Source organism: Brevibacillus sp. MER 51 (assembly GCF_023714195.1).
In the GTDB taxonomy this organism is placed as follows: Bacteria; Bacillota; Bacilli; order Brevibacillales; family Brevibacillaceae; genus Brevibacillus.
Genome location: NZ_JAMAUS010000006.1, coordinates 195791 through 211499, shown reverse-complemented (window position 1 = coordinate 211499; position 15709 = coordinate 195791). Strand labels below are relative to the sequence as shown.

The window sequence follows — 15709 nt, the reverse complement described above, 5'->3', positions numbered from 1 at the left end:
GGTGATTGGTTAACGCTGGTGGTTTTCCATGCTTTGCAGGCCCACACGAGTAATGTCGGCCCCCAAGGCTTGCAACTTGCCCACCAGGTTTTCGTAGCCACGATCTATATGTTCGAGTCCTTCTAATTCTGTCGTGCCGTTCGTTGCCAGGCCGGCAATGAACAAAGCTGCTCCCGCACGCAAATCTGAAGCCACCACCTTGGCACCATTCAGTTTGCTTCCGCCTTCGATGACAGCCGATCTTCCTTCAATCTTCAAGGAAGCTCCCATACGGCGCAGTTCATCTACATGTCGAAAACGTGAGCTGTAAATATTGTCCGTCACGATGCTTGAGCCTTTGGCAAGAGTCAGCAAGGTCGTGATCGGCTGCTGGAGATCCGTTGGAAAACCCGGATACGGACTCGTTTTCACATCGATTGATCGATAAGAATCATGTCCGATGACTTGAATACTGTCATCCTGCTCTACCACGTGCACACCAATTTCGCGCAGCTTGGCCGTTACAGACTCCAAATGTTTCGGAATAACATTCTCCACCATCACATTGCCGTTCGTTGCCGCTGCCGCAATCATGTACGTCCCCGCTTCGATTCGATCGGGGATAATCGTATGACGGCATCCGCGCAAGCGTTCGACGCCTTGAATGCGGATCATATCCGTTCCTGCCCCTTTGATGTTTGCTCCCATATTGTTGAGCAAGGTTGCTACATCGACGATTTCAGGCTCACGGGCAGCGTTTTCAATAATGGTCACACCGTCTGCTTTGGCAGCAGCCAGCATGATGTTAATGGTCGCACCAACACTGACCAGATCGAGATAAATTCGCGCACCCTGCAAACGTCCATTTTGGGCACGGATAGTCATGACGCCGTTTTTGTTCTCCACTTCGGCGCCCATCGCTTCAAAGCCTTTGATATGCAAATCTACTGGACGCGGGCCCAAATCACAGCCACCTGGCAAGCCTACCTGGGCTTCACCGAACTTGGCGAGCAAAGCTCCCCACAAATAGTACGAGGCACGAAGCTTTTTGATGCGACCATTTGGCATGAGCATCAGCCTCATACTGCGTCCGTCTACTTCCATCCAATCTTCTTCGAACAGCACGTCAGCTCCCATTTCCTGCAAGAGCTCGTGATAAATACCTACATCCTGAATACGGGGGAGATTCTCAATAACAACGGGTCCATCTGCCAGCAACGCTGCTGGAATGAGTGCGACCGCGCTGTTTTTTGCTCCGCTGATGGTCACCGTCCCCGCGAGCGGTTTTCCACCGTTGATGATCAGCTTATCCATGCTTTGCTCTCCTCAGGCGTAATCGGGAAAGAAGCACCTTCCCCAATGGAAAAGGTGCTTGGACTTTCAACACGTGTCCTTATTTTTGCATGCTTGCCCAGTCAGCGAGGAATTTCTCCAAGCCACTGTCTGTCAGTGGGTGGGCAATGAGTTGTTTGAAGACTTTCGCTGGAATGGTAGCGAAGTGAGAACCACGGCGGGCTGCCTCCGTTACGTGAACAGGGTGGCGCACAGATGCCGCAATGATTTCGGTGTCGATACCGTGAACAGAAAAGATTTCTGCAATATCTTCGATCAATTGCATACCATCTTGACCAATATCATCCAAGCGTCCCAGGAACGGAGACACGAAGCTCGCACCTGCGCGCGCAGCCAAAAGTGCCTGATTCGCGGAGAACACCAGTGTTACGTTTGTTCTGATTTTGCGCTTGGCAAAATACTTGGTCGCCTTCAAACCTTCTGCGGTCATTGGCAGCTTGATAACGATGTTTTTCGAGAGAGCAGCGAGCTTCTCTCCCTCTTCGATCATGCCTTTTGCATCGGTACTGATGACTTCGGCACTGATCGGACCGTCAACAATATCGAGAATTTCTTTCAGGGTTTCAACAAAATCGCGTCCTTCTTTGGCAACCAGAGACGGATTTGTCGTTACGCCCGCCAGAACTCCCCATTCGTGAATCTCGCGAATTTCTTCAACGTTTGCTGTATCGATCAAAAAACGCATGATTATCCTCCCAGTTACGCGCGGTTGCTGCTTCCGAACAGGCGCATTTTTCCTTTGACTACTTCCTTGATCGCATCGCGAGCAGGGCCCAGGTATTTGCGTGGGTCGATCTCATTCGGCTTGGCAGCCAGCACTTTGCGAACTGTTTCCGTGCATGCGACTTGGCTTTCTGTATTTACATTGATTTTTCCTACGCCCAAACGGATGGATTCGATAATCGCTTCGTCTGGTACGCCGGAACCACCGTGAAGAACGATCGGCGCTCCAATGTTGCTCGCTACTTTTTCGATAATGTCGTAGCGGATTTTTGGAACTCCTTTGTACATACCGTGTGCTGTACCTACAGCAATCGCTACGTAGTCTACTTTTGTTTCTTCCCAGAAGCGAATTGCTTCCTCAGGATTTGCCAGAGTGGCATCTTCCTCGTCAACAGACAAGTCGTCTTCCACCCCGCCGATGGTACCGAGTTCACCTTCTACCGATACGCCAACAGCGTGAGCAGCCTCTACAACCTGTTTGGTCAGGCGAAGGTTATCTTCAAACGAATGATGGGAACCATCGAACATAACAGAAGAGAACCCAGCACGAATGCACTTCATTACCATGTCAAAATTGCTACCATGGTCAAGATGCAAAGCAACAGGAACTCCTGCTCGTTCAGCAGCCACTTTTGCAATCGCTACTGTATAATCGATCCCCATGTATTTCAATGCACCCTCAGAAACACCAAAGATCACAGGCGATTTTTCTTCCATCGCAGCTTCCGTAATCGCTTGAGTAAACTCCAGATTGTTCAGGTTAAATTGTCCGACGGCGTATTTATGCTTTTTGACGTCTTCGGTAAAAGCGGTCATAGGTACCAGTGGCATTTTGTAAATCCTCCTCTAGCAGACTTCAGTCATGTGGCTTATTATACCACAGACAAGCATTTGTTAACAGGGACGCTTGTACCCTGACCTTTGCAGTCTGTTTTCTAACAAGCTAATTGCTGATGTACTGCCATTCGTAGTTCATCGATATCAAAAGGCTTTGTAAAATGAGTCAATGCTCCCAGTTGTGTTGCTTCTTTGATCATGTCCAGCTCTCCGTAAGCTGTCATCATGATGACTTTGATTTCCTGATTGATCTTCTTGATGTGTTTCAAGATCTCAATACCATCCATCCCAGGGATCTTCATGTCGAGGATAACCAAATCTGGTGATTCTTTTTCCACGATTTCCAATGCCATTTTCCCGTTTGCTGCTTGAAAGGTCTTGTACCCTTCTTTTCCCAGCACCTCATACAGTAAAATGCGAATCCCATACTGGTCATCCACAACCAGTACCTTTTTATCTTGTTTGTCGAACAATCTGATTCCCCCCTGACGAATGCGTTTTCTTAATTATTATGGGTTCGCCTAAAATCAGGAAACTCCTTCACCTTTTTTGCTAAACGTCAACTTAAAATTTCCCATGGGCCTCATTTCGAGTATAATGGAAAAACCAATTTCCCCTACACACAAGGAGCCAGATACTTACTATGGATGCTCTGTGGCTGATTTGCTTGTTAACATTTATTATCCATACGACAGAGACACTTACCTACGGAATCCGTTTTGCAGGGGTACAAACGGGCAGGATTGCTGTAGCGATGTCTTTGGTCGGGATCGTATTGCTCCTCTCCCGTACTTCCAACCTGATTCAAGGACCCTTTACTGGGGGATTGATGGATCAAGCTGCAATGGAACACTTTGATCCTAGCACGCATTTGCACGTAATTATTGCTGCGTCCTCGCTCGGAACCTTGGCGGCTATTGTACTGTTTCCCACTTTTGTCCAAATATCGAAACGAATGATCTCGCACTTGGAGATAGCTGGCTCGATTCCGCAAATGATTCGCACGGCAGTTAGTGTCGATACCATCCGACGTGTCCACCACCATGTTCGGATTCCTAGCTGGCAAGCCATCTCTCGGTTTCGAATCAAAGGCGTTCCCAAACGATTACTGTTATTAAATGCATTTGGGACAGCCATCTACACAAGCAGCGTACTGTCCGTGTTGTACGCGACATTGCTAGCCCCCGATTACAAAGCAACCGTTTTGATGTCTTCCGGATTAATCAACGGATTTGCCACGATTTTCATGACGATTCTGGTAGACCCGCAAATTGCCCTTTTGACAGAAAAAGCAATGCAAGGGAAAACCACGCAGCAATCGATTCGTGATATGTACCTGTGGCTGATGATCTCACGTTTTATCGGAACGATTTTGGCTCAATTCCTACTCATTCCCGCCGCCTACTGGGTAGCCTGGCTATCCCCCTTGTTCCATTGATCTGCTTCTAAAAGCACAAGACGCACCTGCGAATACATCGCGGGTGCGTCTTTCTATTTATCGATCTATGTTATTTGTTCAGGGAAGCCTTCACGAAGTCACGGAACAGTGGCTGTGGACGGTTCGGACGGGATGTGAACTCTGGATGGAACTGTGTCGCTACATACCATGGATGTTCGGGAACTTCCACGATTTCAACCAGACGACCATCTGGAGTTGTACCCGCAAAACGCAAGCCCATTTGCGCCAATTGATCACGGTATTCGTTGTTCACTTCATAGCGATGACGATGACGTTCATAAACCAGAGTGCTTCCGTATGCAGCCTCAGTCAGCGTGCCTTCTTCCACTTTGGTTGGACCGAGGCCCAGACGCATTGTACCGCCCTTGTCCTCGATATCTTTTTGCTCCGGCAAAAGGTCAATCACCGGATACGCTGTATTCGGGTTGATCTCGGAGCTGTTTGCTCCATCCATACCCGCTACGTGGCGAGCGAACTCGATCACAGCGATTTGCATACCCAGGCAAATTCCGAGGAATGGCACTTTATTTTCACGAGCATAGCGCGTAGCGATGATTTTACCTTCGATACCACGATCGCCAAAGCCGCCTGGTACGAGGATACCATTTACATCACCGAGCAATTCGCCAACATTTTCTGGCGTAACTTCTTCCGCGTGCACCCATTTGATTTCTACTTTGGAGTCGTTCGCATAGCCACCATGGTACAGCGCTTCTGCTACGGACAAGTAAGCATCATGCAATTCTACATATTTACCAACAATTGCAATGGTAGTCGTTTTCGACAGGTTTTTGATTTTCGATACGAGCGATTTCCACTCTGTCATATCCGCATCCTGGCAAGTCAGCCCCAGGTGGCGGCATACGTAATCGTCCAAGCCTTGTGCTTGCAATTGCAGTGGCACATCGTAAAGGCTATCAGCGTCTACACATTCCACTACCGCGTTTTTATCGATATCACAGAACAGAGCCAACTTGTCTTTCATTTCTTGCGTCATCGGTTGCTCCGTACGTGTCACGATCACATTTGGTTGAATACCCAAGCTGCGCAGTTCTTTCACGCTGTGTTGCGTAGGTTTGGTTTTCATTTCACCTGCTGCCTTGATATATGGTACCAGGGTTACGTGGATGTACATGACGTTTTCACGACCGATGTCACTTTTGATCTGGCGAATGGATTCAAGGAATGGCAAGCTCTCGATATCCCCAACAGTTCCACCGATCTCGGTAATCACTACATCTGCCCCGGTTTCGCGACCTGCACGGAAAATGCGATCTTTGATTTCGTTCGTGATGTGAGGAATTACTTGAACGGTTCCTCCCAAATAGTCGCCACGGCGTTCTTTGGCGATGACAGTCGAGTAAATTCTACCCGTCGTCATATTGGAGTTAGCGCTCAGGTTGATATCGATAAAGCGCTCATAGTGGCCCAAGTCCAGGTCTGTTTCCGCACCATCGTCCGTTACGAAAACTTCCCCGTGTTGATATGGACTCATCGTTCCCGGGTCAACGTTGATGTATGGGTCACACTTCTGAATGGTTACCTTCAGACCCCTATTTTTCAAGAGTCGGCCCAGAGAAGCCGCTGTAATTCCTTTTCCCAACGAGGATACAACCCCGCCTGTCACAAAAATATACTTCGTCATCGTTAACGTCCCCTCTTTCCCTCACCCTTAAGTTGTTATAAAAATCGAATGAAGACGGCTCCAAAAAAAAAGAAAAACAAAAGCGAGTCCTATCCCGTAAAGAAATGGGGTAGGGGCACTTTTGTTTTATAGTTTCCCATATTTGATCCTTCTTCATGTGAAGCCCAAGGAGTATTTTATCTGTCCCTTAAGCGGAAGTCAAGGATCTATTTCTCGTCTTCGTCGTCGAGCTCTTCGTCGGATTCCTCTTCCTCAAGCTCTTCGTCCTCTTCGAACATCTCATCTTCTTCGTCTTCGAGTTCTTCCTCGTCGATTTCTCCATCGATTTCTTCTTCTTCGATATCAGAATCTTCGTCGACGAATTCCTCTTCGTCCTCAAAGATGACAACATCGTCGTCTTCGTATTCTTCGACACCTTCGTCTTCGGTATCGTAATCGTCGAAGTCGTCTTCCGTGACGATTTTCTTCTTCTTCGTTCCGCCACCCTCTTGAGTTTCCTCTACGGTGTCAGTTGGGTACCAACGTTTCAATCCCCATACATTGTCACCAAGGCACACGAAACGGCCATCAATGTTAATTTCTGTGTATACTTGCGCGATGATTGCCATGAGTTGTTCATCAGTTAGCTTGCGCACTGCAACCAGTTCATTCATCAGCTCGCGGAAGTTGTAAGTGCGGTTAGTTTCACGCAAAATTTCATACGCAATGTCAACTAACGCCATCTCACTCAGTTTCTCGGAATCAATATGAGCAAACAATTGACTCACTCAGGGCACGTCCTTTCCATATGAAAACGATTGATTTGAATACTGACCCGGTGCCCTGTTCGGGGGACGCAGGCCTGTATAAGTCATTCATAAATGATATCGATTTCTTCGATTGTACAACGTACAACATAAGAAGGCTATCATACAGTATTCCTTATTTTAGACGAAAATGCAAGGCTTTCAAACAGGGGCTGACTAATTCTTGTCGACACCAAAACCAAAGACATCCCTCGGCAATCGCTACCGAGGGATTTGTCTTACATATTTCTGCGGTATTGGCCGCCTACTTCATACAAGGCAGCACTGATTTGACCAAGCGATGCTACTTTTACCGTCTCCATCAGCTCGGCAAAAATGTTTTCTCCCGCCATAGCCACTTCCTGCAGGCGCCGCAGTGCAGCCGCAGACACATCCTTGTGGCGCTCCTGGAACGCACGGAGATTTATGATTTGCTGTTCTTTTTCCTCTTCGGTCGCGCGAGCCAATTCAATCTCGTAATCGTCCTCAGATGCATTCGGGTTAATGAACGTGTTCACCCCAATAATTGGCAGCTCACCCGTATGCTTTTTCATTTCGTAATACATGGACTCGTCTTGAATTTTGCCGCGCTGGTATTGAGTCTCCATTGCCCCCAGCACGCCTCCGCGAGAACTGATCCGCTCGAACTCTTGCATAACTGCCTCTTCTACCAGATCTGTCAGCTCATCGATGATGAATGCCCCTTGAAGCGGGTTCTCGTTTTTGGCGAGTCCCATTTCCTTGTTGATGATCATCTGAATCGCCATCGCCCGTCGCACAGAGTTCTCAGTCGGGGTTGTAATCGCTTCGTCGTATGCATTCGTATGGAGAGAATTACAGTTGTCGTAAATCGCAATCAAGGCCTGCAAAGTCGTTCTGATATCGTTGAAATCCATCTCCTGCGCGTGCAAGGAACGGCCGGACGTCTGAATGTGGTACTTCAGCTTTTGACTGCGGTCATTTGCACCATAACGATTTTTCATCACAGTTGCCCAAATCCGGCGAGCCACACGTCCAATCACGGTGTATTCCGGATCGAGACCATTGGAGAAGAAGAAGGACAGGTTCGGCGCAAAGTCATCGATGTTCATCCCACGGCTCAAATAATACTCGACATAGGTAAATCCGTTAGACAGCGTAAACGCAAGCTGCGTAATCGGATTCGCCCCCGCCTCCGCAATATGATAGCCGGAAATGGACACGGAGTAGTAGTTCCGCACTTTATGGTCGATAAAATACTGCTGGATATCCCCCATCATCCGCAAGGCAAATTCTGTCGAGAAGATACACGTGTTTTGCCCTTGATCCTCTTTCAAAATATCTGCCTGAACGGTTCCGCGAACAGTCGACAGCGTGTACGCTCTGATTTGCTTCGCTTCCTCTTCGGTAGGCTGACGCCCTTCTTTTTGAACAAAGGCATCCAACTGCTGCTCAATCGCCGTATTCATGAACATGGCCAAAATCATTGGAGCAGGACCGTTGATTGTCATGGACACAGAGGTGCTAGGTGCACAAAGATCAAAGCCGGCGTACAGCTTTTTCATGTCATCCAAAGTACAAATGCTAACCCCACTCGTACCGATTTTCCCGTAAATATCCGGGCGGTAGTCAGGGTCCTCTCCATACAGCGTAACCGAGTCAAAAGCAGTACTGAGTCGCTTCGCTTCATCATTTTGAGACAGGAAGTGAAAGCGTCTGTTCGTCCGCTCTGGAGTACCTTCGCCTGCAAATTGTCGCTTGGGGTCTTCTCCCTCGCGTTTAAACGGAAATACTCCTGCAGTATACGGGAATTCCCCCGGGACATTTTCTTTTAACGACCACTTTAAAATTTCGCCCCAATCCTCGTAATCAGGGACGGCTACTTTTGAAATGCGTGTACCCGACAAAGATACGCTGAACAGCTTGGTAACCAATTCCTTGTCGCGAATTTTCGTGACGAATTGATCCTTCCGATAGGCCTCCTTGAGCTTGGGCCAATTTTCGAGGATACGTCGGCACTCCGGATGCAGCTTTTCTTCAAAGAGAACGATTTGTTTATCAAGTACCGCCACCAGCTCGGAAGCCGCAGAATCTCCCGAAGCCAGAATCGTTTCCTTCGCACCCTGCAACTGAAAAAGCTTGCGTGCAATCGCTGACTGTTCTTCTGTATAGGCACGATATTGACGAACGGTGTTGGCAATGTCTTGCAAATAATTGATTCTCTCTGTCGGAATCAACGAAGTTTTATGAATCTTTACGGGGGTCGTATCCAAATGCTCTACAGACCAGTCAACGCCAGTCTTTTCTACAATCCGATGCATCAGGGCAGCAAACAACACATTCGTTCCCGGGTCGTTAAACTGGCTCGCAATCGTACCATACACAGGAACTTTCTCATCCGGCAGCTCAAAAAGCTGATGATTGCGTCGATATTGCTTGCGAACCTCGCGAAGAGCGTCCTCTGAGCCTTTGCGCTCAAATTTGTTGATCGCGATCACATCAGCGAAGTCGAGCATATCAATCTTTTCCAGCTGAGATGGAGCCCCGAATTCACTGGTCATGACGTACATGGAGACGTCGCACACTTCTGTGACCTGCGCATCCCCCTGACCAATCCCGCTCGTTTCCACAATGATCAGATCAAAATGGGCAGAGCGTGTTACTTGAATCGCGTCTTTTAATGCAGCAGACAGCTCCATGCCTGATTTGCGAGTAGCGAGACTGCGCATATAAACGCGCGGTGTCGAGTTGGCATTCATGCGGATGCGGTCACCAAGTAACGCTCCACCTGATTTTTGCTTGGATGGATCGACAGACAAGATCGCAACCGTCTTCTCGGGATAAACGCGAATAAATCGACGAACAAGCTCATCGGTTAATGAGCTTTTTCCTGCTCCACCCGTACCTGTAATCCCTAATACCGGTATGGTTGAATCGGCTTCCACTAAACTTTCACGGAGAGGCTCTGCCCATTCGGGCTGGTCCACTGCATACTCCGCAACGGAAATAAGCCGGGCAATCGCCTGATGGTTTTGCTCGCGCAAGCCTGCTACTTCTTCCTCCAGCTGCTTGACGGTTGGGAAGTCGCTGCGTCTGATCATGTCATTGATCATACCCTGCAGACCCAATCGTCTGCCGTCATCTGGCGAGTAAATCTTACAGACTCCGTACTCTTCCAATTCCCGAATCTCGCGTGGAACGATAACGCCGCCACCGCCGCCAAAAACACGGATATGCTCTGCTCCCCGCTCGCGTAATAGATCAATTACGTATTTGAAATACTCCACATGACCGCCTTGATAGGAACTGATGGCAATCCCTTGCACATCCTCCTGGACAGCGGCTGTTACAATATCGTCAACAGAGCGGTTATGTCCGAGATGGATAACCTCTACTCCCGACGATTGTAAAATACGGCGCATGATATTAATCGAGGCGTCGTGACCATCATACAGACTGGCTGCGGTCACAAAGCGAACCTTGTTTTGCGGACGATACACTTCCGTTTCCATCGTTCCACTCTCCTTTTTATACGTTTAAAAAGGCGGAAAAACAGGGCCAAGCAGATCAAGGCGCGGTAGACGCGAAGTATGCTTGGCACCCTATGTTTCCCAGACTTTTTAAACTCTCTTCTTAATCGGAGACACTGATTTCGCGAAGCAACAGGGCAATTTGCTTCTCTGTGTACTCCTCAATGGTATAGTGCTTTTTCAATGCCCAGCGGCGGAAGACCCACATTTCGCCCAAAACCATGATATTGTCCGCCATTAGCTTGACGTTCTTTTCGTCAATGCGCAACGAACCATCGGCAATCCCTTTTTCCAGGATTTCGACGAAAATATGCGAAATGGCTTCTTCACGGCCCAATACGTAGCGGAGTGTTTCTTTTGGCAATGATTTGGCTTCCTGATAAATAAGCAACACGCGGTCGCTCATCTGATCCATCACGCGGATCAGACTTTTTAGTGCTACCTTTAATGTTTTCAAGCCAGTTCCGTTGAAGTTGATCGCTTCACGCAAGCGCGTCTCCATCTCCGCATGAATGGCATCGCAAACAAGATAAAGCACGTCTTCTTTTGACTCGATATACTCGTACAACGTACCAATACTAAATCCAGACGCCCGGGCAATCTCCCTTGTCGTCGTTTTATGAAAACCTTTATTAATGAAGAGATGAACGGCAGCCTCAATAATCTGCTCTCGTCTTCTCTCGATCAGTTTTGGGTCCTTTACCAGGGACGGTATCGTTTTTCTCTTGTCAGACACTCCAAAATCCACCTTTCCAACCGACTGAGCGTTTGGTCAGACGCCTCATAGAAAAGAAGGCGCAAACACTCTACTTTTGTATCATCGCAGATCATTATACGCGAGTAAGAGCACAAAGCCAAACTTTTCTTTTCTATGTGTGTAATCGTGTTGGAAGACGGGACAGCTTCCTACTCTTTTAGCAGGAAATTGCTGATCACGACACGTTGGATTTCATTTGTTCCTTCATAGATTTGTGTAATTTTGGCATCACGCATGAAGCGCTCCACAGGATACTCCCGCGTGTAGCCGTAACCTCCGAAAACTTGAACAGCCTCGGTTGTCACTTCCATCGCTGTATCCCCTGCAAATACTTTGGACATCGCAGATGCTTTGCCATATGGTAGACCTTGATCCTCCAGCCACGCTGCTTGATAAGTGAGCAAACGGGATGCCTCGATCTTGGTTGCCATGTCTGCCAGTTTGAACTGGATTGCCTGCAAGGAAGCGATTGGTTTGCCGAACTGACTGCGTTCTTTGGCATAATTCCGTGCATGCTCGTACGCACCTTGTGCAATTCCCAATGCTTGAGCAGCGATACCGTTTCTTCCACCGTCCAATGTCATCATTGCGATCTTGAAGCCTTGACCTTCTTCACCCAGTCTATTTTCTACCGGCACGCGCACATCTTCAAAATTGACCGCAAGTGTTGGCGAGGAACGGATGCCCAGCTTTTTCTCCTTTTTCCCCATCGTGAAGCCATCCATGCCTTTTTCAACGATGAAAGCCGTGATGCCCTTATGCTTCAGCTCTGGTTGAGTGACCGCGAATACGATGTAGATTTCGGCTTCGCCTGCATTAGTAATGAAGATTTTGGTGCCATTTAAAATGTAGTGATCGCCATCACGTACGGCTGTCGTGCGCATTCCAGCAGAATCGGACCCAGATCCCGCCTCGGTCAAACAGTACGCGCCCATCTTCTTGCCTTCTGCCAATGGCCGCAAAAACGTTTGCTTTTGCTCCTCTGTCCCGAATTTGTAAATCGGCCAGCTCGCCAAGGAGACATGGGCAGACAGTGTCACCCCAATAGAGGCATCCACACGGGAGAGTTCTTCCACTGCAATGACGTAGCTCAGGTAATCTGCACCTGCTCCACCGTATTGTTCTGGCCAAGGAATCCCTGTCAGTCCAAGCTCAGCCATTTGCTCAAAAATGGAACGATCAAAGCACTCTTCTTCGTCGCGCTCGGCTGCTGTCGGAGCTACTTGATTCTCTGCAAAGTCGCGAATCATCTTGCGCATCATGTCATGTTCTTCCGTCAGTTGGAAATTCATATGGCTCACTCCCCCATGTGCTTTTCATTTTTCTATCAATCAGCAAGCAAATGCTTGGCGATAACAATTTGCTGAATTTCATTAGTGCCCTCATAGATTTGCGTTACTTTCGCATCCCGGAATAGTCGCTCAACCGGATATTCTCTGGTGTAGCCATAGCCGCCAAAGATTTGTACAGCTTCTGTGGCGAGCTCCATAGCAGAGTCTGTGGCAAAGCGTTTTGCCATCGAGGCTTCCATTCCACAAGCAATTCCTTGACTGCGCAACCACGCCGCTCGGTATACCAGCAATCGGGCTACTTCTGCTTTTGTCGCCATGTCAGCCAGCTTGAAAGCGATGGCTTGCTGCTTGGCAATCGATTGTCCGAACTGCTTGCGTTCCCGGGCGTACTCTGTCGCGTATTGGACTGCGGCCTCGCAAATACCAAGGGCTTGTGCAGCAATCCCGATGCGACCGGAATCCAGATTCGCCATCGCGATACAGAAGCCTTCCCCTTCCTGCCCCAACAGGTTGGCAGCCGGTACACGCGCATTGTCGAATACGAGCTCTGTCGTATAGGAACCGTGAAGTCCCATCTTCTTTTCCTTTTTCCCAACCATGAAGCCCGGTGTATCCTTGTCTACGATAAAGGCCGATATTCCCTTGGTTCCTTTTGTCGCGTCAGTAACAGCAAAGGCGATATACGTATCTGCCTCCCCGCCGTTCGTGATGAACACCTTGTTTCCGTTCAGGATGTACTCATCGCCCTTTTTCACGGCTGTGGTTCGGATACTGCTCGCATCAGAACCTGCATGCGGCTCGGTCAAGGCAAAAGCCCCGAGGTATTCCCCACTCGCAAGCTTGGTCACGTATTTGCGTTTTTGCTCCTCGGTACCGAAGTAGAGAATCGGGTTCGTCCCGACGGAGGTATGCACGGACAAAATGACACCTACTGTCGCACTCACCTTGGAAATCTCGTGAATGGCCAAAATGTAGGAAATAAAGTCCGCTCCCGCTCCTCCCCACTCTTCGGCGATTGGAATGCCCATGAGCCCCATTTCGCCCATCTTTTTGAGGATCTGACGCGGGAACTGGTCCGTCTCCTCCATCACCGGGACGAATGGTGCGATCTCTTTCTGGGCAAAGTCTCGCACCATGCGGCGCATCATCTCTTGCTCTTCGTTCAATCGGAAATCCATGTCCGTCCTACCTTTCTGCGAAATCTTCGGCTAGCTGTACACGTAGAAACCACGACCGGATTTTTTGCCTAGCCATCCTGCTTTTACGTACTTGCGCAGCAATGGGCATGGGCGGTATTTCGAATCACCGAACCCTTCGTGCAGTACTTCCATAATGTAGAGGCAAGTATCCAGCCCGATGAAATCAGCCAGTTGAAGCGGTCCCATCGGATGGTTCATGCCCAGCTTCATCACTTCATCGATCGCTTCCGGTGTTGCAACTCCTTCGTACACGCAATAAATCGCTTCATTCAACATTGGCATCAATACCCGATTGGACACAAAACCTGGGAAATCGTTGACGCTCACGGGTACCTTGCTCATTTGTTTGGACAAATCTTCTGTCAGCTGATAGACCTCATCGGACGTTTGCAGCCCACGGATGATCTCAACCAGCTTCATCACTGGAACGGGGTTCATAAAATGCATCCCGATTACTTTTTCCGGCCGCTTTGTAACTGCCGCAATCTCAGTAATCGGCAGCGAGGATGTATTGCTCGCGAGCACCGTATGCGGCGGACATACTTCATCCAGCTTGGAAAAGATTTGCGTTTTGACCGCCATGTTTTCTGTCACCGCTTCTACCACAAAATCTGCTTCAGACGCATCTGCCAGATCAGTAGACAGTGTCAAACGGCCGAGAATCGCTTCCTTATCTGCTTCGCTGAGCTTGCCTTTTTCCACGTTGCGCGACAAGTTTTTCGTAATCGTGGCCAGACCGCGCTCTACAAATGTTTGCTGGACGTCGTTCAGAAAAACGCGAAAGCCAGCCTGCGCCGCTACTTGGGCAATCCCGCTGCCCATCTGTCCTGCCCCGATGACCATAATCGTTTGTACGTTCATGTAAAAAGGCCTCCCTTACTCTACTTTAATCAAGATGGCGTCACCCTGTGCGGCACCACTGCAAATGGCCGCGATCCCTAAGCCGCCGCCTCGTCTTTTCAATTCATAGGCGAGGTGCATAATGATCCGAGCACCACTCGCGCCAATCGGGTGTCCGAACGCAATCGCTCCCCCGTTTACATTCACTTTCTCTGCGTCCCAGCCAACGATTTTGCCACTTGTCAAAATCACCGCGGCAAACGCTTCGTTTACCTCAAATAGATCGATCTCCGAAAGCGCGACGCCTGTCTTTTCCAAGAGCTTGTTGATCGCAAGTCCCGGAGTTGTTGCGATATAAGGAGCCTCTGCGCCGACTGCGGCGTGCCCCAGTATCGTCGCAAGCGGCTTGATGCCCAGCTGTTGTGCTTTCGCGTCTGACATCAGCACCATTGCTGCCGCCCCGTCGTTGATGCCCGGTGCATTGCCTGCCGTGATTGTTCCGTCCTTTTTGTACACGGGTGGCAGCTTCGCCAATCCTTCCTCGGTGGTATCCGGACGTGGTCCTTCATCGACGGTAACTTGCAGCGGCTCCCCTTTTCTTTGCGGAATGGATACCGAGACAAGCTCGTCGGCAAAAAGTCCTTTTTCCATCGCTTGTGCGGCTCTCTGCTGGCTGCGCAGCGCCCACGCATCTTGCTCTTCTCGCGTAATCCCGTTCTCTTCCGCCACATTGCTGCCGTGAACAGCCATCGCCACTTGATGAAACGGGCAAGTGAGGCCGTCGTACATCATGAGATCGCGAACGGTTGAATCTCCCATCCTCATTCCGTTACGTGCATCTGGCAGTGCATACGGTGCGTTGCTCATACTCTCCATGCCGCCAGCGACGATGATTTCTCCGTCTCCGGCCCGAATGATCTGGTCCCCCATCGTCACTGCACGCATCCCGGACGCGCATACTTTGTTGATCGTCTCACTCGCTACATTCCACGGCAAACCAGCTTTGCGAGCTGCCTGGCGTGAGGGCACCTGACCCGCACCTGCCTGCAAGACCATACCCATGATTACTTCGTCCACCTGATCGCCGGAAATACCAGCGCGCTCTACCGCTTCCTTGATCACAATGGAGCCGAGCTCTACTGCCGATAGCGCTTTCAAAGCTCCACCAAACTTACCAAAAGGGGTACGTACTGCCCCTGCAATGACCGTTTTCATCGAATGACCTCCATTCGGATGGTGTTTCACATCAATAAAAACCAAATTGATCGAGCGTTCGTTCATTTTGCTTACTTTTATTTTGCCGTCTTCCGTACGAATAGTCAATCTATAAT

At 49.2% G+C, this 15709-nt stretch carries 13 protein-coding genes; 1 reads left to right on the top strand and 12 read right to left on the bottom strand.

Annotation, left to right across the window (positions count from 1 at the left end):
• Nucleotides 1-9: 9 nt before the first annotated feature.
• The 4 genes from M3630_RS15050 to M3630_RS15035 all read right to left on the bottom strand — a co-directional run bounded on the left by M3630_RS15050 (nt 10) and on the right by M3630_RS15035 (nt 3365).
• Nucleotides 10-1293, bottom strand: coding sequence for a UDP-N-acetylglucosamine 1-carboxyvinyltransferase (locus M3630_RS15050; protein WP_173610445.1), 1284 nt, complete (start codon nt 1291-1293; stop codon nt 10-12).
• Nucleotides 1294-1372: 79 nt separating this feature from the next.
• Nucleotides 1373-2017 (bottom strand): fructose-6-phosphate aldolase, encoded by a 645-nt coding sequence (gene fsa / locus M3630_RS15045; RefSeq protein ID WP_015893657.1) that lies wholly within the window; start codon nt 2015-2017, stop codon nt 1373-1375.
• A 14-nt stretch (nt 2018-2031) separates the two neighbouring features.
• Nucleotides 2032-2886, bottom strand: a complete 855-nt coding sequence (fba, locus tag M3630_RS15040; RefSeq protein WP_016740164.1) for a class II fructose-1,6-bisphosphate aldolase — start codon at nt 2884-2886, stop codon at nt 2032-2034.
• 104 nt (nt 2887-2990) lie between these two features.
• A complete protein-coding gene (locus tag M3630_RS15035; RefSeq protein ID WP_007725537.1) occupies nt 2991-3365 on the bottom strand; it encodes a response regulator in 375 nt (124 codons plus the stop codon).
• A 170-nt stretch (nt 3366-3535) separates the two neighbouring features.
• Here M3630_RS15035 and M3630_RS15030 point away from each other — a divergent pair, with 170 nt between their 5' ends.
• Nucleotides 3536-4330, top strand: a complete 795-nt coding sequence (locus M3630_RS15030; protein WP_173610444.1) for a lipid II flippase Amj family protein — start codon at nt 3536-3538, stop codon at nt 4328-4330.
• Nucleotides 4331-4400: 70 nt separating this feature from the next.
• Here the strand turns inward: M3630_RS15030 and M3630_RS15025 are convergent, their stop codons facing one another.
• From M3630_RS15025 to M3630_RS14990, 8 genes are all read right to left on the bottom strand, one after another.
• Entirely contained in the window at nt 4401-5996 is a 1596-nt protein-coding gene (locus M3630_RS15025) for a CTP synthase (RefSeq protein WP_173610443.1), read from the bottom strand.
• Nucleotides 5997-6202: 206 nt separating this feature from the next.
• Nucleotides 6203-6763: a DNA-directed RNA polymerase subunit delta gene (gene rpoE / locus M3630_RS15020; protein ID WP_173610442.1), complete on the bottom strand. Its 561-nt coding sequence runs from the start codon at nt 6761-6763 to the stop codon at nt 6203-6205.
• 257 nt (nt 6764-7020) lie between these two features.
• Nucleotides 7021-10272 carry a fused isobutyryl-CoA mutase/GTPase IcmF gene (icmF, locus tag M3630_RS15015; protein ID WP_251252614.1) on the bottom strand — a complete coding sequence of 1084 codons (3252 nt, stop codon included), beginning with the start codon at nt 10270-10272 and terminating at the stop codon, nt 7021-7023.
• A gap of 121 nt (nt 10273-10393) precedes the next feature.
• Complete coding sequence (locus M3630_RS15010) at nt 10394-11026, bottom strand: TetR/AcrR family transcriptional regulator (RefSeq protein WP_007725542.1); 633 nt, start codon at nt 11024-11026, stop codon at nt 10394-10396.
• A 170-nt stretch (nt 11027-11196) separates the two neighbouring features.
• Nucleotides 11197-12339, bottom strand: a complete 1143-nt coding sequence (locus M3630_RS15005) for an acyl-CoA dehydrogenase (RefSeq protein ID WP_087341794.1) — start codon at nt 12337-12339, stop codon at nt 11197-11199.
• A 35-nt stretch (nt 12340-12374) separates the two neighbouring features.
• The gene (locus M3630_RS15000; protein WP_251252613.1) at nt 12375-13517 is read right to left on the bottom strand and encodes an acyl-CoA dehydrogenase; all 1143 of its coding nucleotides are present in this window, start codon (nt 13515-13517) and stop codon (nt 12375-12377) included.
• Nucleotides 13518-13547: 30 nt separating this feature from the next.
• Nucleotides 13548-14399: a 3-hydroxybutyryl-CoA dehydrogenase gene (locus tag M3630_RS14995; RefSeq protein ID WP_251252612.1), complete on the bottom strand. Its 852-nt coding sequence runs from the start codon at nt 14397-14399 to the stop codon at nt 13548-13550.
• 15 nt (nt 14400-14414) lie between these two features.
• On the bottom strand, nt 14415-15593 hold the full coding sequence (locus tag M3630_RS14990) for an acetyl-CoA C-acetyltransferase (protein WP_251252611.1): 1179 nt from the start codon (nt 15591-15593) through the stop codon (nt 14415-14417).
• Nucleotides 15594-15709 lie beyond the last annotated feature (116 nt).